The organism is Mesorhizobium sp. B2-1-3A (genome assembly GCF_006442655.1).
Lineage (GTDB): Bacteria > Pseudomonadota > Alphaproteobacteria > Rhizobiales > Rhizobiaceae > Mesorhizobium.
This window is the reverse complement of the sequence record NZ_VFWK01000005.1, coordinates 163,924-182,184: the sequence shown is the minus strand read 5'-3', so window position 1 is coordinate 182,184 and position 18,261 is coordinate 163,924. Positions and strand designations below refer to the sequence as shown.

The following is an 18,261-nucleotide window of genomic DNA, read 5'->3' as shown; positions in this document are numbered from 1 at the left end:
TACGGGGAGAAATGCCAGGCAGGGCAATGAGGGGCAGCGCAAACGATACACAAGGGATGCACGCCCGTACTACCAGCGGCGTGAGGCATTAATCCGTGTCCGCGCCCGAACCCCGCAAGCCCGCCCGCGGCCTCGCAGCCATCCTGCTCATCGCGCTGCCCGTCCTCCTCTTTCTCCTCTCCTTCCTACTCGGCCGCTACCCCGTCGAACCCGTCACCGTCATCAAGGTCATATTAGCGCAATTCCTGCCGATCGCGCAGGACTGGCCGCCGGTGGTCGGTTCCGTGGTGCTCGATGTCCGGCTGCCGCGCGTGCTGGCCGCCATGGTCGTCGGCGGCGGGCTGGCGATTGCCGGCGCCTGTTATCAGGGCGTGTTCCGCAACCCGCTGGTGTCGCCTTTCACGCTTGGCGTTTCGGCCGGCGCCGGCTTTGGCGCGGCGGTGGCGATCCTGCTTTTCGGCGAGCGCTATGCGACGCAGGCCTGCGCCTTCGCCTTCGGTCTGCTGGCGGTGGCGATGTGCTTTGCCATGAACCGCTTCTTCCGGCTGAACTCGACCATCGCGCTGGTGCTGGGCGGCGTCATTGTCGGCTCGCTGTTCACGGCACTTCTGTCGCTGCTCAAATATGTCGCCGACCCCAACTCCAAACTGCCGGTCATCGAATTCTGGCTGCTCGGCTCGCTATCTTCCGTGTCGACATCAGATCTCGTGCCGGTGCTGGTCGTGACCATTCCCTGCGTGCTCGGCCTGCTCGCCTTGCGCTGGCGGCTGAACCTGCTGGCAATGGGCGACGAACAGGCCCGCATCATGGGCGTCGAGGTCAACAGGCTGCGGCTGGCGATGATTCTGCTGTCGACGCTGATCGCGGCGTCCGCCGTGTCGATCAGCGGCATCATCGGCTGGGTCGGGCTGGTCATTCCGCATTTCGCCCGCATCCTGGTCGGGCCGGATTTCCGCCGCCTGCTGCCGGCGACCCTGTCGCTCGGCGCCTGCTATCTGCTCATCATCGATGATGTCGCCCGCACGGTGACGGCGGCCGAGGTGCCGCTCGGCATCCTCACCGCGCTGATCGGCGCGCCGGTGTTCATGCTGCTGCTCGGGCGCGGCAGGCTGGGTTGGGCATGATGGGCCAGTCATGATGGATTTGCCATGATCCTGGCCGCCGACGCTCTTGGCTTCTCCTATCCCGGCCGCGTCAGTCCGGTATTTTCCGGCATCGGCCTCGATATCGCGGCGGGCGAGGTGGTCTGCGTGCTCGGCCCCAACGGCGTCGGCAAGTCGACGCTGCTGCGCTGCCTGGCTGGGTTGTCCGCCCCGAGCACCGGCTCGGTGCTACTCGAAGGCCAGCCAATCGCATCGCTGTCGCGCGCGGCCATTGCGCGGCTGTTGGCGCTGGTGCCGCAAAGCTATGAGACGGTGTTCGCCTTCTCTGTGCGCACCGTGGTCGAGATGGGACGGGCGCCGCATCTTAGCCTGTTTGACGCGCCGGGCGACGAGGCTGCCCGGATGACACGCGAGGCGCTGACGACGCTTGGCATTGCCCATCTCATCGACGCCGCCTACAGCGAGATCAGCGGCGGCGAGCGCCAGCTGGTGCAGATCGCCCGCGTGCTGGTGCAGGCACCGAAGCTGATGATCCTCGACGAGCCGACCGCGCATCTCGACTTCGCCAACCAGGCGCGCTTCCTGGCGTTGATACGCCGGCTGGCGGCCAATGGCCTTGCCGTGATCTTCACCTCTCACGCGCCCGACCACGCCTATGCGCTGGCCGATCGCACGCTGGTGATGTCGCCCAGGCATCCGCCGGTGCTCGGCCCGACAGGGGAGATCCTCACCGAGTCGGTTTTGTCAGGCGCGTATGGCGTGCCGATCCGGCTGATCCGCGCGGGCGGCCACGTCGCCTGCGTGGCCGAGGTGGAGCCGGGTTGAGCGGATTTCTTTAGGCGGTGACTTGCGGCGATCAAGAATTTGCCTGATCAAGTCGGCATCGTGCCCTGTCGCATTTGGCCAAGGAAGCGCGGTTGACCCTTGTGACGAGGAAGGGAGCAATGGCGGACAACCTCGTTGGCGACTGGAAAGTCCGCCGCACCATGATCGATTTCCTGGCCGGCGCGGCCTACCGCTTCGCCGGCGACGCCGTGGTCACGGCCGATGCCTTCACCGAGCATGGAACCATGCGGATCGGATCCCAAGAAATGCCGGCAAGCCGGCGTTACCGGCTCGAGCCGGGCGAGCGCTCGGTGCGCATCCTTCATGCCGATGGCCGCGACTTCATCGAGCTTGGGCCGGAGGCGGCGCAGACCGTCCGCCATCTCTGCGGCGCCGATCTCTATGTCGGGCGATTCTTCTTTCGCGGGCGGGACGAATGGGTAGAGGTCTGGCGGGTCAAAGGACCGCGCAAGAATTATGCGAGCCTCGGGCGGTTCTTTCGCATCGACAACACCGGTCCATAGTCCTCAGGCCAGCGCCGCCGCCAGCAGTTTCGCCTGCGGCGTCAGCTCGTCGAAGCCGCGGGCGCAGAGATTGAGCTGGCGCGTCGCCCAGTCGTCGGTCAGCCGCAGGCTGCGTAGCCGGCGGGCCGAACGGCGCGCGGCACTTTCGGGCACGATGGCGATGCCGGCGCCTTGCGCGACGAGCCGGCAGACATTGTCGAGGCCGGGCACGCGGATGCGGATGTGCAGGTGGCCGCCAAGACGGGCGGCCTGGCGGGTGATGTGCTCCTGCAGGGCGTGGCCGAGGCCGAGGCCGACAAAGGATTCGCCCAGGATGTCGGCGAGGTTGACGGCATGCAAGCCGGAGAGCCCCGGCCAGTCGCGCGCGACGATCACCACCAGCCGGTCGATGAAGAATGGTTTCTGCTCGAGATGCGAAAGCCCGGCCCATGTCGCGGCGATGCCGAGATCGGCCGCACCGCTGGCCACCGCCTCGACGATCTCATGGCTGGAGCGTTCATCGAGATCGACGTCGATGCCGGGATGCGCCACCAGGAAGGCCGGCAGGATATCGCGCAGCAGCTCGGCCGTGGCGGCGGTGTTGGCCATCAGCCGCACGCGTGCGCGCAGGCCGCCGGCATAGGCGCCGAGGTCGCCGGCCATCGCCTCGATCTGGTTCTGCACGGCGCGCGCATGATGCAGCAGCACGTGGCCGGCGGCGGTCGGCACCACGCCGCGGCGGCGGCGCTCCAGCAGCGGCGCGCCGAGCCGCTCCTCCATGCCCTTGATGCGGGCACTGGCCGAGGCAAGCGCCAGCCCGGCGAGTTCGGCACCATGGGTGATGCTGCCGCGCTCGGCAACCAGCAGGAACAGCCGGAGATCAGTGAGGTCGAAGCGCATCTTTTTGTTCCCTGCAAAACAGTCTGGCGGTTCGGAAAGTCGGTTGACCCCGATGATCAGCCTTCGCCGTAGCCGAAGGCTGGCAGCGCAACTTCCACATTGTGCGCGGTCCATGTGTCAGTCAAATCGTTCGCCATGGAGATGTGCGATGAGTGACAAGACCTCAGGCCGGCAAGGCATCCTTGAAAGCGCGGCGATCGTGCTGGCGGTCGCGGTTGCCTCGCTTGCCGTGGCGCAGGCGCAGTCTGGTTCGCGGGGATGCACGGCATCAGCCGCCAGCCGCGATGCCGCGCCAAGACCCGGTCCTGATGCCGACGCGACGGACATGCTGCTGCATGACTGATCCCGTGGAGAAGGTGCGGTCGTGCTGAGCGCCGGCGTCATCGCGTGGATCGGCGCCGTCTTTCTCGCCGCCGGCTTCGTCAAGGGCGTCGTCGGCATGGGGCTGCCGACCGTGGCTATGGGGCTGCTGGCGGTGACGATGCCGCCGGCCGAGGCCGCCGCCCTGCTGTTGATCCCGTCGCTGGTCACCAATCTCTGGCAGTTGTTCACCGGCCCTTCCTTCGGCGGGCTCATCAGGCGGCTGTGGACGATGATGGCTGGCATCGTGCTTGGCACCGTCGCCGGCGCAGGGGTGCTCACCGGCGCGCATTCAGGCGCGGCCTCGGCAGGGCTTGGCGCGGCCTTGGTGCTCTATGCCCTGCTCGGCCTGTTCAAGTCTGGCGTCACCATGCCGGCGCGCCACGAGGCCTTGATGTCGCCGCTGGTCGGCTTGGCGACAGGGCTGGTCACCGGCGCCACCGGCGTCTTCGTCATTCCGGCGGTGCCCTATCTGCAATCGCTGCGGCTGGAGAAGGAAGACCTGATCCAGGCGCTCGGCCTGTCCTTCACCATATCGACGGTTGCTCTCGCCATGGGCCTGCTCCGGACAGGCGCCCTGGCGTCGCCGGCGACGCAACTGATGGGGTCGGTCCTGACGCTGGCGCCGGCGCTGGCCGGCATGTTCATCGGCCAGGCACTGCGCCGGACAATGAGCGTCGAGACGTTTCGCACGGTGTTCCTGATCGGCCTGCTGGTGCTGGGCGCGTATCTTGCGGGGGAGGCGCTGTGGTGAGGCTGATCAGCGTTGACTTGTCTTCAGAGTGAGGTCTGGAAAGTATAGCCTGTGCTATGCCATTGAATTCAATAAGATTTCTATCGTTCTTTCTTGACTCTGGTTTAGGCGGATTCTAGGTAGCGGGTATCGGGGAGTAGCCACCGTCCACCCGACGGGAACGCATCAACACACTCGCGAATGCCGCGTGGTGCGTTCAGCCGGAACAGTCCGGCTCGGCAAGACCGTGGTGGAATTCGGCCGTTGGACAGGCCGAACGTCTCCGCCCGGATCACGTCCTCCTGGACACAGAATCATGTCACCATTCGCGATCGCCATCCTGGCTGTCGGCATGTCCGTCGATGCATTGATTGCATCGATCGGGCGGGGCGCGGGAGCGGTTCGTCCGTCCTGGGGCGAGGCCTTGAAGACCGGCGCCGTATTCGGCTTCATCGAGACACTGACGCCGCTGTGTGGCTGGCTGATGGGTATTGCCGCCAGCCAGTATGTCCAGCACATCGACCACTGGATCGCTTTCGTGCTGCTAGGCGGTGTCGGCGGACGAATGGCCCTGCATGCGTTTCAGCGCGATGCGGCCGCGCCGGCCGAGCAAAACAACCGCTCGTTGGCGATACTGATAGCAACCGCCGTCGGTACCAGCATCGATGCCATGGCGGTCGGCGTGTCGCTGGCCTTCCTCGATGTCAACATCGTGGCGATCGCGCTTGCCATCGGCGCGGCGACCACGCTGATGTCGACTGGCGGCGTCCTTGCCGGGCGATTCCTCGGCGCCCGCTTCGGCCGCTACGCGGAAATCCTTGGCGGCTTGGCTCTGATCGGCCTTGGCGGCTCCATACTCTACGAGCACCTCACGGCTTGACAGGAGCCGGCGCGTCGAGACGTGCCAGAAAGGCGACGTTGACATCCGGCCTGGGAAGAGCACTGAGCTGGGTCAACAACGCTCCGACCAGAGAGACCGTGTAGGCTGAAATGGGTGGCTGCATGCTGATGGTCCGCGAAGACGATCTATCCGACCACCAGTCGCGCGATCTGATTGCCCTGCATCTGGTTGGAATGGGCGCGACCGTTCCGCCAGGCGCGCTCTTTCTCGACCTTTCGGAGTTGCAACAGCCTGGCGTCACGGTCTGGAGTGCGTGGGATGGAACGAGGATCGCCAGCATTGGAGCCTTGAAGATGCTGAGGGACGGAACAGGCGAAATCAAATCGATGCGAACGCATCCGGATTTCATGGGCCGCGGTGCGGGCACTCGCATTCTTGCGACCATCATAGATGCAGCAAAGGCGCGCGGAATCCGTCGTCTTTCCCTTGAAACCGGAAGCGGACCTTCATTCGAGGCCGCGCGCTCGTTGTATGAGAAGTTTGGGTTCCGCAAAGGCGAAGCCTATTCGAATTACACGCAGACCGATTTCAACCACTTCCTGCATCTCGACCTGGATGAAGTGTGACGGCCAAGATGTCGTCAGGGAGACGCTTGGCCTGCCCGTGCCTTCACTCTGCAATCGACCTGATGACCCTCGCCGGGTTCCCGCCGACAAGCGTGTTTGGGGGAACATCCCTGGTCACGACCGAGCCCGCCGCGACGACCGAATTTTCGCCCACTGTCACGCCGCCGGTGACTGTCGCGCCGGCGGCAATCCAGACGTTGCGTCCGATCGCGATCGGCTTTGCGGTGGTGAAGGCGCGCCGCCGAGAGGGTTCGAGGGGATGGCCTGATGTGATGAGGCTGACATTCGGCCCGATCAGCACATCGTCGGCGATGTCGAGCCCGCCAAGATCGTAAAAAGTGCAGTTCTGGTTGATGAAGACATTGCGCCCGACGCGGATGTCGGGGCCGCCGGTCGTGTAGAAGGGCGGGATCAGCAAAAAGCTGTCGTCCACCTTCCTGCCTATGAGTTCGCTGAACAAGGCCCGAACCTCATCCGCGTCGTTGAACTTCAAACGGTTGAGACGGGCGGTGATCGACATCGCCCGTTTGACGTCCGCCAACATTGCCGCCGATTCCGGCGTTCTTCCGGCGATTATCCTGGTGCAACCGTCATCGGCCATTCGTCGCTTTCCTGAAGGGCGCGTTCGAATGAATGCCGGCGCCTGAAGGCCGTGCCGCCCCTGTCTGTTGTTTGAGCATGATTCCGAAAGCCGGCTCCAGCTCTCGGGGGGCACTGCTCAGCGAACGACCAGCACCGGGATTGCGGTGTAGGACAGCACTTCCGCCGTCTGGCTGCCCAGAAGCAGCTTGCCCAGTCCGCGGCGGCCATGCGAGGCCATCACGATCAGGTCGCAGCCCAGCGCCTGCGACAGTTCCAGGATCGCCTCGGCGGGCCTTTTGTCCTCGACATGGACCACCTCGGCGGAGACGCCGGCCGCATCGGCCGAAGCCTTGCACTTGGCCAGAACCTCCTTGCCGTATTTGCGCGATTCTTCCTGGTAGACGGCCAGTTCGTCGCCGGCGGCATAGCCGGCCATGGCACCGCCCCAGGCGAAGATCGGGAATTGTTCCGAGACGGTGACGAAGGTGACGGCGGCGCCGATGCCCTTGGCCAATGTGAGGCCATGGGCGACGCCCTTGTCCGCCAGTTCCGATCCGTCGGTGGCGATGAGCAGATGTTTGTACATGGTGATCTGACCTGTTGTGCAAGGGCCGATGCCCTTGGGGTGGCGGGAGCCTTGGAGCGGCTTACCCTGATATAGTTGCGCGGCGGGCCTCCTCACAGGGCCAGCTTTATGTGGATCAGGGCCAGGCGAGGAGGGTGGGACCTGAAACCAGCGTCAGGCCGGTCCGATGCAGCCTGCCATTGGCGATGCGGTCGCCTTTTCGCAAACAATGCCGGTCGCAAGCAATTGGCCGCCGGGCATGCCCGGCGGCCAATTGTGAAACCGTATGATCCCGTTCCAGGCTTAGAACGGCGTCGCCGGCAGCTCCTGGGTGCCTTCGAGCTTCACGGCCTGGAGTTCGTTCGCGTCATAGCCAAGGGCCCGCAGGATGGTGGGCGCCACCTGTGTCGTCTGCACCAGGGCTGGCACCGACCTCGGCTTGAGCGAAGGACCGCTGATGAGGAGCGCCACGTTGCGATCGTTCGCATTGGCGCCACCATGCTCGGCAATCTTCGAACCGGATGTGTAGACCACACCCGGATTGACCGTGGCTATGAAGTCCGGCGTACGGCTGTCGGTGGCCGGATCCTGATAGGCGAGAGCCAGCGCATTCGGCGGTTGGATCTGGGCGATGCCTTCAGCCTTGCCCGATTTCTCGAGATAATCCTGCGCCGCCGCGAGGTTCTTCACCCTGTCTTGCGGCTTGAGCCAGATCAGCGCGGCGTCGTCGGCGATGTGGAAGGCGTAGCCCGGTGTCTTCGTGTACGGATCATCGTCCAGTGGCTGGAACGTCGCCGGGTCGATAGGCGACTGGCCATGCTTCGAGGCCAGTATGATCAGGGTCGAGTCGGCGAGATGATTGCCCTTGAGTGCGGCCATCAGTTCGCCGAGGGCGCCGTCGACATAGGCGAGTTGCCCCGCAAGACCATTGCCCGGCGCGCCGCTGGCATCCACATAGCCGCCGACCAGACCGGCCTCGTCGCCGGGACCGGCCTTGGGAAGCTTCTGCCCCACGCTCACCGCCTGGAAATTCATGCCGAAAAGCGCGGGAACCGCAACATGATGCGCGCCGGTGCTGTCGAGGCCCTTGATTTCGTTGATCACCGCCTGGACCCGCGCTTCGTCAAAGTCACGTTCGGCCTTGAAGCTGCCGGTCGTCTTGACCTTCGTGCCGGGGATCAGGCTGTCCTGTTCCAACGCATAGAGGTCGTCGACGCCTTTTCCCGAAGGTCCGTTCAGCCATTCGTAGGCCGGGTGCTTGTCGGACCAGGCCGTGCGGCCACCATGCGCTTTCACGATCTCGAAGACGTTGTTGACCCGCACGAAATCATGCGGATAGACCACCGAGCACTTGCCTTTGATCAGCGTCATCGGCAACTTTGCCGGGTCGATCTGGCTGCGGAAATCGCCCGGCTTGCCGCCACCATCAAGGCGCGTCGAATCGACGTCGATGTTCTCGGCGAAGGCCACCTCGGCGCCCGGCTCGCCCTTGCAATCCGAGGCCGGCGCGAAATAGGTGCGGTCGTAGCTGTCGTCGTAGAACACGCCCGTCGATTTGGGCGTGCCGCCGGTCACCTGTGCGACAAAGCCAGGGAACGAGTCGGACGGGGCGCTGGTCAGCGCGTTGGGATAGAAAATCCCCGTATGGGCGAGCGCGGCGAACGAGCTTGCCGGATTTGCCGCGACATAGTTTGCCAGATCGAGCGCATGAAGCCCGTCGACGCTGATAAGCAACACGTGCTTGTAGGGTGCGGCGACGGCGCTGGAAGCAGACAGCGTGCCAGCGAACGCCGCCGTCAGCGTGCCCGCCGCCAGCGCCAGAGATAGCGTTTTCATTGAAGTGTCCCTCGTCTCGCAGCCCCGCGATGGATCAAGGATAGGCGAGTGGATATGACAGGTTCATGAAAACGCGTTGGCAAGGACCTTACGGATTCGTAAGCCAGCGGTGATGGCGCTGAAGGTGCTGCGTCGCCGCCGGGTCTTTCGCTGTGTTGCGCCGACCGCTACAGCTTGGCCGACACCAACGAAAGGCCGAGCGTATGAGCAACGCATATCCGCAGATCCATCTGGTCCGGCATGGCGAGACGGCGTGGAGCCTTTCGGGGCAGCATACCGGGCGCACCGACATGCCGTTGACGCCGGCGGGTGAAGCCGCCGCGCGGGGGGTGGCGGAGCGGCTCAAGGGCCTTTCGTTCTCGGCGGTGTGGTCGAGTCCCTCGCAGCGCGCCTACAACACCAGCGTGCTTGCCGGCTTTGGCGCGACAAGCGTCAGAAACGACGATCTGCAGGAGTGGGACTACGGGGCCTATGAGGGGCGCACCACCAAGGAGATCCTGGCCGAGCGGCCGGGCTGGACCGTCTTTCGCGACGGCTGCCCGCAAGGCGAGACGGCGGCCGATGTCGGCGCCCGCGCCGACAGGATCATCAGACAGATTCGTGAAGCCGGCGGCTCGATCCTGATATTTTCCAGCGCGCATTTCCTGCGCGTGCTTGCCGCCCGATGGCTCGGCCTGCCGCCGGAAGGCGGGGCGCTGTTCGTGCTCGATACGGCCAGCATCAGCGTGCTCGGCTACGAGCACGATCTCAGCGAGCCGGTCGTGCGCAGGTGGAACCTGAAGTAGCCGGAAAGCAACGCTGGCTCGGCGGGAAACGCCGTGGCTTCGTCATCCACGGGCGGAGCAAGGAGCGCAGCGACGCGGCGCAGACCCGAGGATCCATGCCGCGACCTCCGAGCACTGCCGCGGTGCAGAATATTGCTCCGCTGCGTTCTCCGACAAATGTCGCGGCATGGATCCCAGGGTCTCCGCGACGGAGCTTCGCTCCTACTTCGCCCTAGGATGACGAACGCGGGGAGGCTCCGGCTATTCCGAATGTTTGGGGAACGGCGAAACCTGCGCAACCCGCCCCCTATTTATCGAACTTCCGGATCGCTTCCGCCGTCACGGGCGTGAAGAAGTTCACCAGATTGCCGTCGGGGTCGCGGAACAGCAGCGAGCGGTTGCCCCAGGGCATGGTGGTCGGCTGCTGCACAGTCACGTTCCTGATCAAATCGGACAGCCTGGCGAATTCGGCATCGACGTCGCCGACGCGGAATTCGAGGATGGCTGTGTGGTTGTCGGCGGGGCGGGCGATGTCGCCGCCGAACAGCATCAGGGTGCGCGTGCTGCCGATCGCCAGCGTGCAGGAAGGCGTCGCCAGTTCGGCGAAATCCTCGGTGTAGACCGTCACCGGCATGCCGGTGATCTCGCCGTAGAAGCGCACGAGGCGCTGGACATCAGATGTGATGATGCGGACAGAAACGAAATTCATCGCAGGGCTCCTTGATCGTCGAAGCCGCGGCCGGGCTCCCAACCGATCTATAGGCCAGGCCTCCTGCCAGCTTTCTGTCAGGAGAGAGATGCGGGCTTCACGCTTCCGATTCGGACCAGCTCTCCTGCACCATTGGTGGCAGGCCGAAGGCGGCGAATAGGCCGGCGCCGAGCGGGCCGACATAGACCGTCAGCGAGGCGATGGCGCCATCGGCCGGCTCGATGACGTGCAGCGATTGCGCGCGCCATTCGGGGTCCTGGTGGCGCCGCGCGTAGATCGCCACGGCGGGCTGGCCGTTGGCCCGCGTGGCCACGGCGCGGTAGCCGGCGAAATTGCCCCATACGCTCTTGAAGAAATCGTGGATCGCGGGGCGGCCCTGGTACCAGTCGTGCCATGGCGGCATGTGGTAGGTGGCGTCTTCGCGCAGCAGTTCGATGAAGCTGTCGAGATTGGCGGCCTGCCAAGCCCTGACATAGCGTTCGAGCAGCAGGCCCTCTTCGGGGTTGGGCTGCGATCGCTGCAAGGGGCGACCCTGGGGGTAACACTGGCCAAGCGTAGCCCGCGCCCGCTGCAGGGCGCTGTTAACCGAGGCGGTCGTGCCGCCCAGCAACTGCGCGGTCTCCAGCGCCGACCAGCCCAATACATCGCACAGCAAAAGGGCCGCGCGTTGCCGGGGCGGCAGCAGCTGGATGGCGGCGACGAAGGCCAGCCGCACCGCTTCGCCGGTCTCGTAGCGCGCGTCCGGGCCGGGCTCGCCATCGACAAGGTCCGGCAGCTCGGCGTCGGGGTAGGGCTCCAGCCAGGAAAGCCCGGCTGCCGGCCCGGCGACGGCAGGTCCTTCGGTCGGCGGCCGTGCGGGCTCTTCGAGAATGCGGTGCGCCGACGATCGTGCCTTGATGGCGTTGAGGCAGGCATTGGTGGCGATCGTGTAGAGCCAGCCGCGCGGCGAGCCGCGCCCGTCGAATTGCATGCGGCCGCGCCAGGCCTTGAGGAACGTTTCCTGGACGAGATCGTCGGCCTCGTGCAGCGAGCCCATCATCCGGTAGCAGTGGAGCTTGAGTTCGCGTCGGTGGGTCGCGGCCAGGCGCTCGAAGGCCGGCCGGTCGAGAACCGGCCGGTCTGTTCGATCCTGGGGCTCGGAAGCACCGGGAGCGTCTGTCATGTCGAGCCCGCCATGCTGGTTGCGGCCGTCATCCTGCGCGCCTCACGCGGCCGCGGCAAGGCCGCTGCCACTCACGGTGAAGGCGGTGCCCGGCATCTTGCCGCCAGCCATCACGACCACCGCGCGTCCGACATCGGCGGGTGTCTGCACGTCGCTCATGCTGGCCATGAAATCCGCCGGGCTGATGCCGAGATAGGCGGAGACGCCCGCTATGCCGCGCTCGCCGACGCCGGTGCCGGCCATGATGCGCATCGGCGCCAGAGCCATGAAGCGCAGGCCAAGGCCAAGCCGGTCGGTTTCCTTCTGGCTGTGGGCGGCAAGGATCATCTGCATGCGCTTGGCGCCGGAATAGCCTCCGGAGTTCGGCGGTCCGCCGCTCAGCGCCGCGCCGCTGGAAATCAGCACCACGCGGCTGCCGGGCTTCAGCCGGCCCTGAAGGGCGGCCCTGCAGAACAGGAACGAGGCCCTGACGTCGGTCTCCCAATTCGCCGAGAAGTCTTCCCAGCTCTGGTCCTGGATGGGGGCCGACGGAGCGAAGGCGCCGGCCGAGATCACCAGCACGTCCGGCTCCAGCGCGGCGAACACCCTATCGGGGGCGGTGTCCTGCGTGGCGTCGGCGGCCAGCGTCCTGACCCCGGACGCTTCCCAGGAAAGCTCCTTCAAGGCTTCCGCGCCGCGGGCGACGGCAAGCACGGTTGCGCCTTCGCCGAGTGCAGCTTCCACGATCGAACGGCCGACACCCCGGCTGCCTCCGACCACGACGACATTTTGACCTTGCAACGATCCCATGGATCACCTCGCATTTCCGGTCCGGACAATTCCGGCGCCTGTAGGTGAAGACAGCGCGGGCGGGCGGAAATCATCGGTGGGACGAGAATTTTTTCCAAGGCGATGCCAAGGTGGGGCTCCGGCCAATCTCTTGCGGTCAGCGGCAGGCCAGTCAAATGCGGTTCGCCGCTCAGCTGGCCAGTCTTTGGCGGCAGGCGGTGTCCGATCGCGTGTTATTCGCAGATCTCTGGCGAATACCCGGCACGCAAGTGGCCTCTCCATTGTTTCGCAAGGCGCCCTGTTCTTGGCTCGGATGACCTTTTACGACTCTTTTCAAGCGATCTTGCGACTGTATCTTCCTGTCCCGTGCAGGCTGAATATTGAAAGTCGAGGCCACGGGAGCTTGTCTCGATTCTGTGCTGATAACCATGAATTGATGGATGCGACTGCTTCCGTGATTGGCCGCTTTCCTGCGGCTGTCATAAAACCGTCGGTGGGAGAATTCACAGGTTGGGGGAGCTGGCATGAATTGCCGCGCGACAAGTGTCATTACGGGGCTTGCGCTTCTGGGATTTACGGCCTTTCCGGCCGCTGCCTACACCCGCTCATCCACCTACCAGAAGACTGCGCTTTCGGGCCAGGAGATCTATGTCTTCGGTGGTACGACCCTGAACCCGGACTGTTCCAGCGCCGGCAAGGATGACGTGCGAGTGGTCTCCGGCCCGAGCCATGGAAATGTGAAACTCGTTCACGGCAAGGTTCATCCGACTTATTCCAAATCCAACGAGCGTTCAAAATGCAATGCCCGCATGGTGGATGGCGTCAAGGCGCTTTACCGGTCGAAATCCGGGTTCACGGGTTGGGACCAGGTCACGTTCTCGGTCCACACCTATGAGGGCAATGCCTTCAGATTTGTCGCCAACATCAAGGTCGAGTAGCGGGAAAGCGATGCCGCAATCGCCCGCCTCTCGGCCGGAGGAGACTTCATGCAGCCAGGAGATCGCTGAAAAATGGTGCATAAAACCGCAGGTTTCGTCGCGGCATTGACGGTTCTGGGATTGGCGGCCTGGCCGGCGGCCGCGGGGACGGAGAGCTATCGAAAGACGGCGCTGTCCGGACAGGAAATCTATATCCTCAGGGATGTGAGTCTCAATGAGGACTGTTCGAGCGCGGGCGCCAACGATGTCAGGGTCATCGCCGGCCCAAGCCACGGCAAGGTCAGGCTTGTGCACGCAAAGCTCTATTCCGGTTTCCCCAAATCGAATGAGCGCTGGAAATGCAACTCGCACAAGGTCAACGGCATCAAGGGGCTCTACCGCTCGAATCCCGGGTTCAAGGGACATGACGAGGTCACGTTTTCGACCCATACCTATATGGGAAATGCCCACAAGACGGTCGTGAGCATCGACGTCGACTAACGCTGCACGCGCAAACATCGCTGCTCACTCCCCCACCAGCGCCAACTCCTCCGGCGTCAGATGACGCGCCGTGCCCTTGGCGAGGTCGCCGAGCGGCAGCCGGCCGATGGCGATGCGGATGAGGCGCTTGACCTCGATGCCGTGGGCGGCGAGCAGGCGGCGTATGTGGCGGTTGCGGCCCTCGTCGAGGACGATCTCCAGCCAGGCGGTGCGGCCGCCGCTGCGCAAAAGCGCGATCGAATTGGCGGTCAGGGTCTCGCCGTCGACGGTGACGCCCGCGCGCAACGTCTCGAGCATCGTTTCGTCGGGCACCGTGCCTACCTGCACATGATAGGTCTTGGGCAAATGCGAGGCCGGGTCCATCAGCCGGTTGGCGAAGTGCGTGTCGTTGGTCATCAAGAGCAGGCCTTCGCTAGCCTTGTCGAGGCGGCCGACCGGCGAGACGAAGGGCAGGTCGAGCCCTTCCAGGCAGGCATAGACGGTGTCGCGCTGCTGCGGGTCGTCGCGGGTGGTGACCAGCCCGCGCGGCTTGTTGAGCATGACATAGACCTTGCGCTCGGCGACCAGCTTTTCGCCATCGACGACGATGCGGTCGCGGTTGAGGTCGACGCGCAGTGCGGCATCGCGCACCACCTTGCCGCCGACGCGCACGCGGCCCGCGGTAATCAGCACCTCGGCCTGCGTGCGCGAGCACAGGCCGAGCTTGGAGAGCGCGCGGTTCAGGCTGACGCCGGCTTTGGCCGGCCTGCCGGTGGGTGGTGGTCTTGATGCCATGCTGATCCGGATATGTCGGTTGCATCAGACAGATGGCACGGGCCGCGATGGCTCCGCAAGCCGCACACCGGCCGCGCCGAAGGGGCCGGTCGCTCAATCGCGCCCGTTGAAAAATGCGGTCAGCACCGGCGCGTGCGCGGCTGACTTCAGCATATGGTTCTGGCCTGCCAGCGTCTGGTAACGGGCATTTGGCAGGGCCTGCGCCAACGCCTTGTTACCATGGCGCATCCAAAGCGGGCTTTTTCCGCCATCGGTCACCAGTGTCGGCACGCCGAGCGAAGCCCAGCGGGCGGGGTCCAGCGGCTTGCCGAGCTGGTCGCCGGCGACGATGGCGCCGTCATAGGGCAAGGTATGCGCCACCGCCTTGAGCTTGCGCCAGATCGGCGTCAGCTTCATGACCGCGATCAGCAGGCCGGGCATGCCGACCGATTTGAGAAAGGCGCCCACAGCGTCGCCACGCCTGTCATCCGCGATGGCTTGCCTGATCGTTGTCCAGTCGCCTTGCGTGGCGGCGCGGCTGTCGTCGACGATCAGCGGCGCTTCGTAGAGCGCCAGCTTCCTGATGCCGGGCAAGCGGGTCGCCGCCATCAGGGCCAGCATGGCGCCTGAGGACATGCCCCAAACATAGGCTTCACCACCGGCCGCCCGCAGCACGGCCTCGATGTCGTCGACCTCACGCTCGACCGCGTAGGGCAAGGTGTCGCCGCTGTCGCCGCGACCACGGCGGTCGTAGCGGAAAACGGTGAAATCGCCTTCCAGCGCCTTGGCCAGAGGGCCGCTCGGGCCCATGGCGCGGGAGCAGAGCGCGCCATCGACGAGGATGAGCGGATAACCCTGGCCCCGGCGCTCGCAGGCGATCGGCGTTCCATCCCGCGACGAGGCGGCTTGCGTGGTCGGTTTCGCGTTCTCAGCCAGCATGGTTGGTTCCCTTGCCTATCAGCTGTTCCAGCCGGTCGAAGCTCTGCGTCCAGCCGCCGCGCATGCCGAGCGCCAGCAGGCGTTCGCGGTCGGCGACGCTGGCCAAGGTGACTTCGAAATGGACATGGGTGCGCGCGCCGTCCGGTGTGAAGGTGACGGTGTGGCGGCTGTGGCCCGGCGGCTTGCCGGCCCATTCGCGGATTTCAGGATCCGGTTCGTCGCTGTAACTCAGCCTGACGTTCTCGACGACTTCGAGATAGCTGCCCCGGTTGCGGTAGAGCGCCCCGCCGGCGGTGAGCATGTCGATGCGCCAGCGGCCGCCGGCGCGCACGTCGAGCACGCAATGGGGGATGGTGCAATCCCTGATGCCCCACCATTGCGCCACCAGAAGCGGATCGGTCCATAGCCGGAAGACGCGCTCGACCGGAGCGCCGAAAATCCGCTCGATGGCAAAGCTGCGGTCGGCGGTAGCGGGCGCGCTCATTCCGGCCTGTCCGCGCCGCGCCGCAACAGGTCCTCCATGCGATCGAAACGGTCTTCCCACAGCTTGCGATAGTCGTCGAGCCAGCGGTCGATGTCGCGCAGCGGCTTGAGTTCGATGCGGCTGAGATGTTTTTGAGCCGCCCGGCTGCGGGTAACGAGGCCGGCCTGTTCCAGCACGCCGACATGCTTGGAGACGGCGCGCACGGTAAGCGCGAAGGGTTGCGCCAGTTCGGCGACCGAGGCCTCGCCATCGAGCAGCCGGGCCAGGATCGCCCGGCGCGTCGGATCGGCCAGCGCCGCGAATGTGTCGTCGAGGGAGGGTTCAACAGCCATTACGGAACCAATCAGTTCTGGAACTAATTGGTTCTATAAACGGTTCCAGCCGCGCCGTCAACGCGCTTACGGAGTGGTGTGGGCGCTTGTGGAAGCATCCGCCGGGGAGGGCGTTTCCGCCCCGGCTGGACGTTTCAGGCCGCTTGCCCGACCTCGTTCGCGATGCCGTTCAGCACCTCGACCGCGTCGGCTGGCAGCTTCAGTTCCGCCGCCGCCAGGTTTTCCCTGAGATGGCCGACCGACGACGTGCCGGGGATGAGCAGGATGTTGGGCGAGCGCTGCAGCAGCCAGGCGAGCGCCACCTGCATGGGGGTCGCGCCAAGTTTGCGGGCGACATTGGCCAGCGTGTCCGACTGCAGCGGCGTGAAGCCGCCGAGTGGGAAGAAGGGCACATAGGCGATGCCGTCGGCGGCCAGCTCGTCGATCAGCGCGTCATCCTCGCGATGCGCGATGTTGTACTGGTTCTGGACGCAGACGATGTCGGCGATGCCGCGACCCTGAGCGATCTGGGCGCGGGTGACGTTGCTCATGCCGATATGGCGCACCAGGCCCTGGCGCTGCAATTCGGCGAGCGTGTTCAATTGCGGCTCGAGCGATCCTTCCGCGGGGCCGTGGATGCCATGCATGGAGCGCAGGTTCACGACCTCCATCACGTCCAGGCCAAGATTGCGCAGATTGTCATGCACGGCCTGCGTCAGTTCCGGCGGCGACATTGCGGGAAGCCACGATGCGTCGGCGCCGCGCCGGGCACTGATCTTGGTGACGATGGTGAGGCTGGCGGGGTAGGGGTGCAGCGCCTCGCGGATGATCTGGTTGGTGACGTGCGGGCCATAGAAATCCGACGTGTCGATGTGGTCGACGCCGCTGGCGATCGCCTCGCGCAGCACGGCGAGGGCGCCATCATGGTCTTTCGGCGGACCGAAGACGCCCGGCCCCGCCAGTTGCATGGCGCCGTAGCCGAGGCGCTTCACGGTGCGGTCGCCGAGTTTGAAGGTTCCGGCCTTGCTGATGTCGGTCATAGTCTCATCTCCTTTGGATCGGCCCAATGTAGACAAAGCGCGCTTGCACGATAATATGGTGCAATCGGCACACCCTGTGCGGAAAGGCGAACAATGGCGACGGATCTCGGAGACCTCCAGGCGTTCATGGCGGTGGCGCGCGCCGGCGGCTTTCGCGAAGCGGCACGGGTGGGCGGCGTCAGCGCCTCCAGCCTCAGCGAAACGGTGCGGCGGCTGGAGAACGGGCTCGGCGTGCGGCTGTTCAACCGCACCACGCGCAGCGTCGCCCCCACCGAGGCTGGGGCCCGGCTGCTCGAGCGGCTCGGCCCCGCGCTCGGCGAGGTCGAGGCGGCGCTCGACGTGGTCAACGGCTTTCGCGGCCGCCCGGCCGGCACGCTGCGGCTCAACGTGCCCGTCGTCGCGGCGAAACTGGTGCTGCCGCGCCTGTTGCCGCCGTTCCTCGCCGCCTATCCCGAGATCCGCATGGAAGTGACCGCCGAGGACAGTTTCGTCGACATACTGGCGAGCGGCTGCGATGCCGGCATCCGCTATGACGAGCGGCTGGAGCAGGACATGATCGCCGTGCCGATCGGTCCGCGCCGGCAGCGCTTTGCCACCGCCGCCGCTCCGGCCTATCTCGACCGGCACGGCAGGCCCGGGCACCCGCGCGACCTGCTCGACCATGCCTGCCTGCGCGGCCGCTTCGCCAGCGGCCTGACGCCGGCCTGGGAATTCGAACGCGACGGCGAGGTGGTGAGCGTCGAACCGACCGGGCCGCTGCTGGTAAGCACCGGCACGGCAATGGCCCTTGCGCTCGAAGTGTCGGTTGCCGGCGGCGGCATCGTCTCGCTGTTCGAGGACTGGCTGCGACCCTATTTCGACGATGGCCGGCTGGAGCCGGTGCTGGAACCCTGGTGGCAGGAATTTTCCGGGCCGTTCCTCTACTATCCCGGCCGCCGCCTCACGCCGGCACCGCTGCGCGCCTTCATCGATTTTGTCGGCACGATGCGCTGGGGGTGAGCGTGCGCCTATGCAACTTGCTGGCACATCCGGACAATCC

Annotated in this window: 23 protein-coding genes and 1 riboswitch; of the genes, 11 read left to right on the top strand and 12 right to left on the bottom strand. The window is 65.5% G+C overall.

Features of this window, described 5'->3' with window-relative positions:
• Positions 1-95: 95 nt before the first annotated feature.
• The 3 genes from FJ977_RS21140 to FJ977_RS21130 all read left to right on the top strand — a co-directional run bounded on the left by FJ977_RS21140 (position 96) and on the right by FJ977_RS21130 (position 2,452).
• Positions 96-1,124, top strand: a complete 1,029-nt coding sequence (locus FJ977_RS21140) for an iron ABC transporter permease (protein WP_140774146.1) — start codon at positions 96-98, stop codon at positions 1,122-1,124.
• Between the two features lie 24 nt (positions 1,125-1,148).
• Positions 1,149-1,928 carry an ABC transporter ATP-binding protein gene (locus FJ977_RS21135; protein ID WP_140774145.1) on the top strand — a complete coding sequence of 260 codons (780 nt, stop codon included), beginning with the start codon at positions 1,149-1,151 and terminating at the stop codon, positions 1,926-1,928.
• 119 nt (positions 1,929-2,047) lie between these two features.
• Positions 2,048-2,452 carry a DUF6314 family protein gene (locus FJ977_RS21130; RefSeq protein ID WP_140774144.1) on the top strand — a complete coding sequence of 135 codons (405 nt, stop codon included), beginning with the start codon at positions 2,048-2,050 and terminating at the stop codon, positions 2,450-2,452.
• Positions 2,453-2,455: 3 nt separating this feature from the next.
• On the opposite strand, the gene FJ977_RS21125 is transcribed toward FJ977_RS21130, so the two are convergent.
• A complete protein-coding gene (locus tag FJ977_RS21125) occupies positions 2,456-3,331 on the bottom strand; it encodes a LysR substrate-binding domain-containing protein (protein WP_140774143.1) in 876 nt (291 codons plus the stop codon).
• Between the two features lie 148 nt (positions 3,332-3,479).
• Here FJ977_RS21125 and FJ977_RS21120 point away from each other — a divergent pair, with 148 nt between their 5' ends.
• The 4 genes from FJ977_RS21120 (at position 3,480) to FJ977_RS21105 (ending at position 5,891) form a co-directional block, all read left to right on the top strand.
• On the top strand, positions 3,480-3,674 hold the full coding sequence (locus FJ977_RS21120) for a hypothetical protein (RefSeq protein ID WP_140774142.1): 195 nt from the start codon (positions 3,480-3,482) through the stop codon (positions 3,672-3,674).
• A 21-nt stretch (positions 3,675-3,695) separates the two neighbouring features.
• A complete protein-coding gene (locus FJ977_RS21115) occupies positions 3,696-4,445 on the top strand; it encodes a sulfite exporter TauE/SafE family protein (protein ID WP_140774141.1) in 750 nt (249 codons plus the stop codon).
• 119 nt (positions 4,446-4,564) lie between these two features.
• Positions 4,565-4,661: riboswitch (yybP-ykoY riboswitch) on the top strand.
• Positions 4,662-4,740: 79 nt separating this feature from the next.
• Positions 4,741-5,304, top strand: coding sequence for a manganese efflux pump MntP family protein (locus FJ977_RS21110; protein ID WP_140774140.1), 564 nt, complete (start codon positions 4,741-4,743; stop codon positions 5,302-5,304).
• 122 nt (positions 5,305-5,426) lie between these two features.
• A complete protein-coding gene (locus FJ977_RS21105) occupies positions 5,427-5,891 on the top strand; it encodes a GNAT family N-acetyltransferase (protein WP_140774139.1) in 465 nt (154 codons plus the stop codon).
• 43 nt (positions 5,892-5,934) lie between these two features.
• On the opposite strand, the gene FJ977_RS21100 is transcribed toward FJ977_RS21105, so the two are convergent.
• The 3 genes from FJ977_RS21100 to FJ977_RS21090 form a co-directional block, all read right to left on the bottom strand.
• Entirely contained in the window at positions 5,935-6,492 is a 558-nt protein-coding gene (locus tag FJ977_RS21100) for a sugar O-acetyltransferase (RefSeq protein WP_140774138.1), read from the bottom strand.
• Positions 6,493-6,609: 117 nt separating this feature from the next.
• A complete protein-coding gene (locus FJ977_RS21095) occupies positions 6,610-7,059 on the bottom strand; it encodes a universal stress protein (RefSeq protein WP_140774137.1) in 450 nt (149 codons plus the stop codon).
• Positions 7,060-7,341: 282 nt separating this feature from the next.
• Positions 7,342-8,874 (bottom strand): alkaline phosphatase family protein, encoded by a 1,533-nt coding sequence (locus FJ977_RS21090; protein ID WP_140774136.1) that lies wholly within the window; start codon positions 8,872-8,874, stop codon positions 7,342-7,344.
• Between the two features lie 203 nt (positions 8,875-9,077).
• Between FJ977_RS21090 and FJ977_RS21085 the strand changes: the two genes are divergently transcribed.
• The gene (locus FJ977_RS21085) at positions 9,078-9,659 is read left to right on the top strand and encodes a histidine phosphatase family protein (RefSeq protein ID WP_140774135.1); all 582 of its coding nucleotides are present in this window, start codon (positions 9,078-9,080) and stop codon (positions 9,657-9,659) included.
• Between the two features lie 286 nt (positions 9,660-9,945).
• Here FJ977_RS21085 and FJ977_RS21080 read toward each other — a convergent pair whose 3' ends face one another.
• The 3 genes from FJ977_RS21080 to FJ977_RS21070 all read right to left on the bottom strand — a co-directional run bounded on the left by FJ977_RS21080 (position 9,946) and on the right by FJ977_RS21070 (position 12,298).
• Positions 9,946-10,347, bottom strand: a complete 402-nt coding sequence (locus FJ977_RS21080; RefSeq protein ID WP_027044313.1) for a VOC family protein — start codon at positions 10,345-10,347, stop codon at positions 9,946-9,948.
• Positions 10,348-10,444: 97 nt separating this feature from the next.
• Positions 10,445-11,509, bottom strand: a complete 1,065-nt coding sequence (locus FJ977_RS21075) for a sigma-70 family RNA polymerase sigma factor (RefSeq protein ID WP_140774134.1) — start codon at positions 11,507-11,509, stop codon at positions 10,445-10,447.
• A 42-nt stretch (positions 11,510-11,551) separates the two neighbouring features.
• Complete coding sequence (locus tag FJ977_RS21070; protein WP_140774133.1) at positions 11,552-12,298, bottom strand: SDR family NAD(P)-dependent oxidoreductase; 747 nt, start codon at positions 12,296-12,298, stop codon at positions 11,552-11,554.
• Between the two features lie 503 nt (positions 12,299-12,801).
• Here FJ977_RS21070 and FJ977_RS21065 point away from each other — a divergent pair.
• Together FJ977_RS21065 and FJ977_RS21060 are read left to right on the top strand one after the other, a co-directional pair.
• On the top strand, positions 12,802-13,215 hold the full coding sequence (locus FJ977_RS21065) for a hypothetical protein (protein WP_140774132.1): 414 nt from the start codon (positions 12,802-12,804) through the stop codon (positions 13,213-13,215).
• Between the two features lie 72 nt (positions 13,216-13,287).
• Entirely contained in the window at positions 13,288-13,695 is a 408-nt protein-coding gene (locus FJ977_RS21060; protein ID WP_140774131.1) for a hypothetical protein, read from the top strand.
• A gap of 24 nt (positions 13,696-13,719) precedes the next feature.
• Here the strand turns inward: FJ977_RS21060 and FJ977_RS21055 are convergent, their stop codons facing one another.
• The 5 genes from FJ977_RS21055 to FJ977_RS21035 all read right to left on the bottom strand — a co-directional run bounded on the left by FJ977_RS21055 (position 13,720) and on the right by FJ977_RS21035 (position 17,222).
• A complete protein-coding gene (locus FJ977_RS21055; protein ID WP_140774130.1) occupies positions 13,720-14,469 on the bottom strand; it encodes a pseudouridine synthase in 750 nt (249 codons plus the stop codon).
• A gap of 93 nt (positions 14,470-14,562) precedes the next feature.
• Positions 14,563-15,387: an alpha/beta hydrolase gene (locus FJ977_RS21050; RefSeq protein ID WP_140774129.1), complete on the bottom strand. Its 825-nt coding sequence runs from the start codon at positions 15,385-15,387 to the stop codon at positions 14,563-14,565.
• Entirely contained in the window at positions 15,377-15,871 is a 495-nt protein-coding gene (locus tag FJ977_RS21045; RefSeq protein WP_140774128.1) for an SRPBCC domain-containing protein, read from the bottom strand. Before FJ977_RS21045 ends, FJ977_RS21050 begins: the two co-directional genes overlap by 11 nt.
• On the bottom strand, positions 15,868-16,203 hold the full coding sequence (locus FJ977_RS21040) for a metalloregulator ArsR/SmtB family transcription factor (RefSeq protein WP_140774127.1): 336 nt from the start codon (positions 16,201-16,203) through the stop codon (positions 15,868-15,870). Before FJ977_RS21040 ends, FJ977_RS21045 begins: the two co-directional genes overlap by 4 nt.
• A 134-nt stretch (positions 16,204-16,337) precedes the next feature.
• Positions 16,338-17,222, bottom strand: coding sequence for an aldo/keto reductase family oxidoreductase (locus tag FJ977_RS21035; RefSeq protein ID WP_140774126.1), 885 nt, complete (start codon positions 17,220-17,222; stop codon positions 16,338-16,340).
• A gap of 93 nt (positions 17,223-17,315) precedes the next feature.
• Here FJ977_RS21035 and FJ977_RS21030 point away from each other — a divergent pair, with 93 nt between their 5' ends.
• Complete coding sequence (locus FJ977_RS21030; protein ID WP_140774125.1) at positions 17,316-18,221, top strand: LysR family transcriptional regulator; 906 nt, start codon at positions 17,316-17,318, stop codon at positions 18,219-18,221.
• The last annotated feature ends 40 nt before the right edge of the window (positions 18,222-18,261 follow it).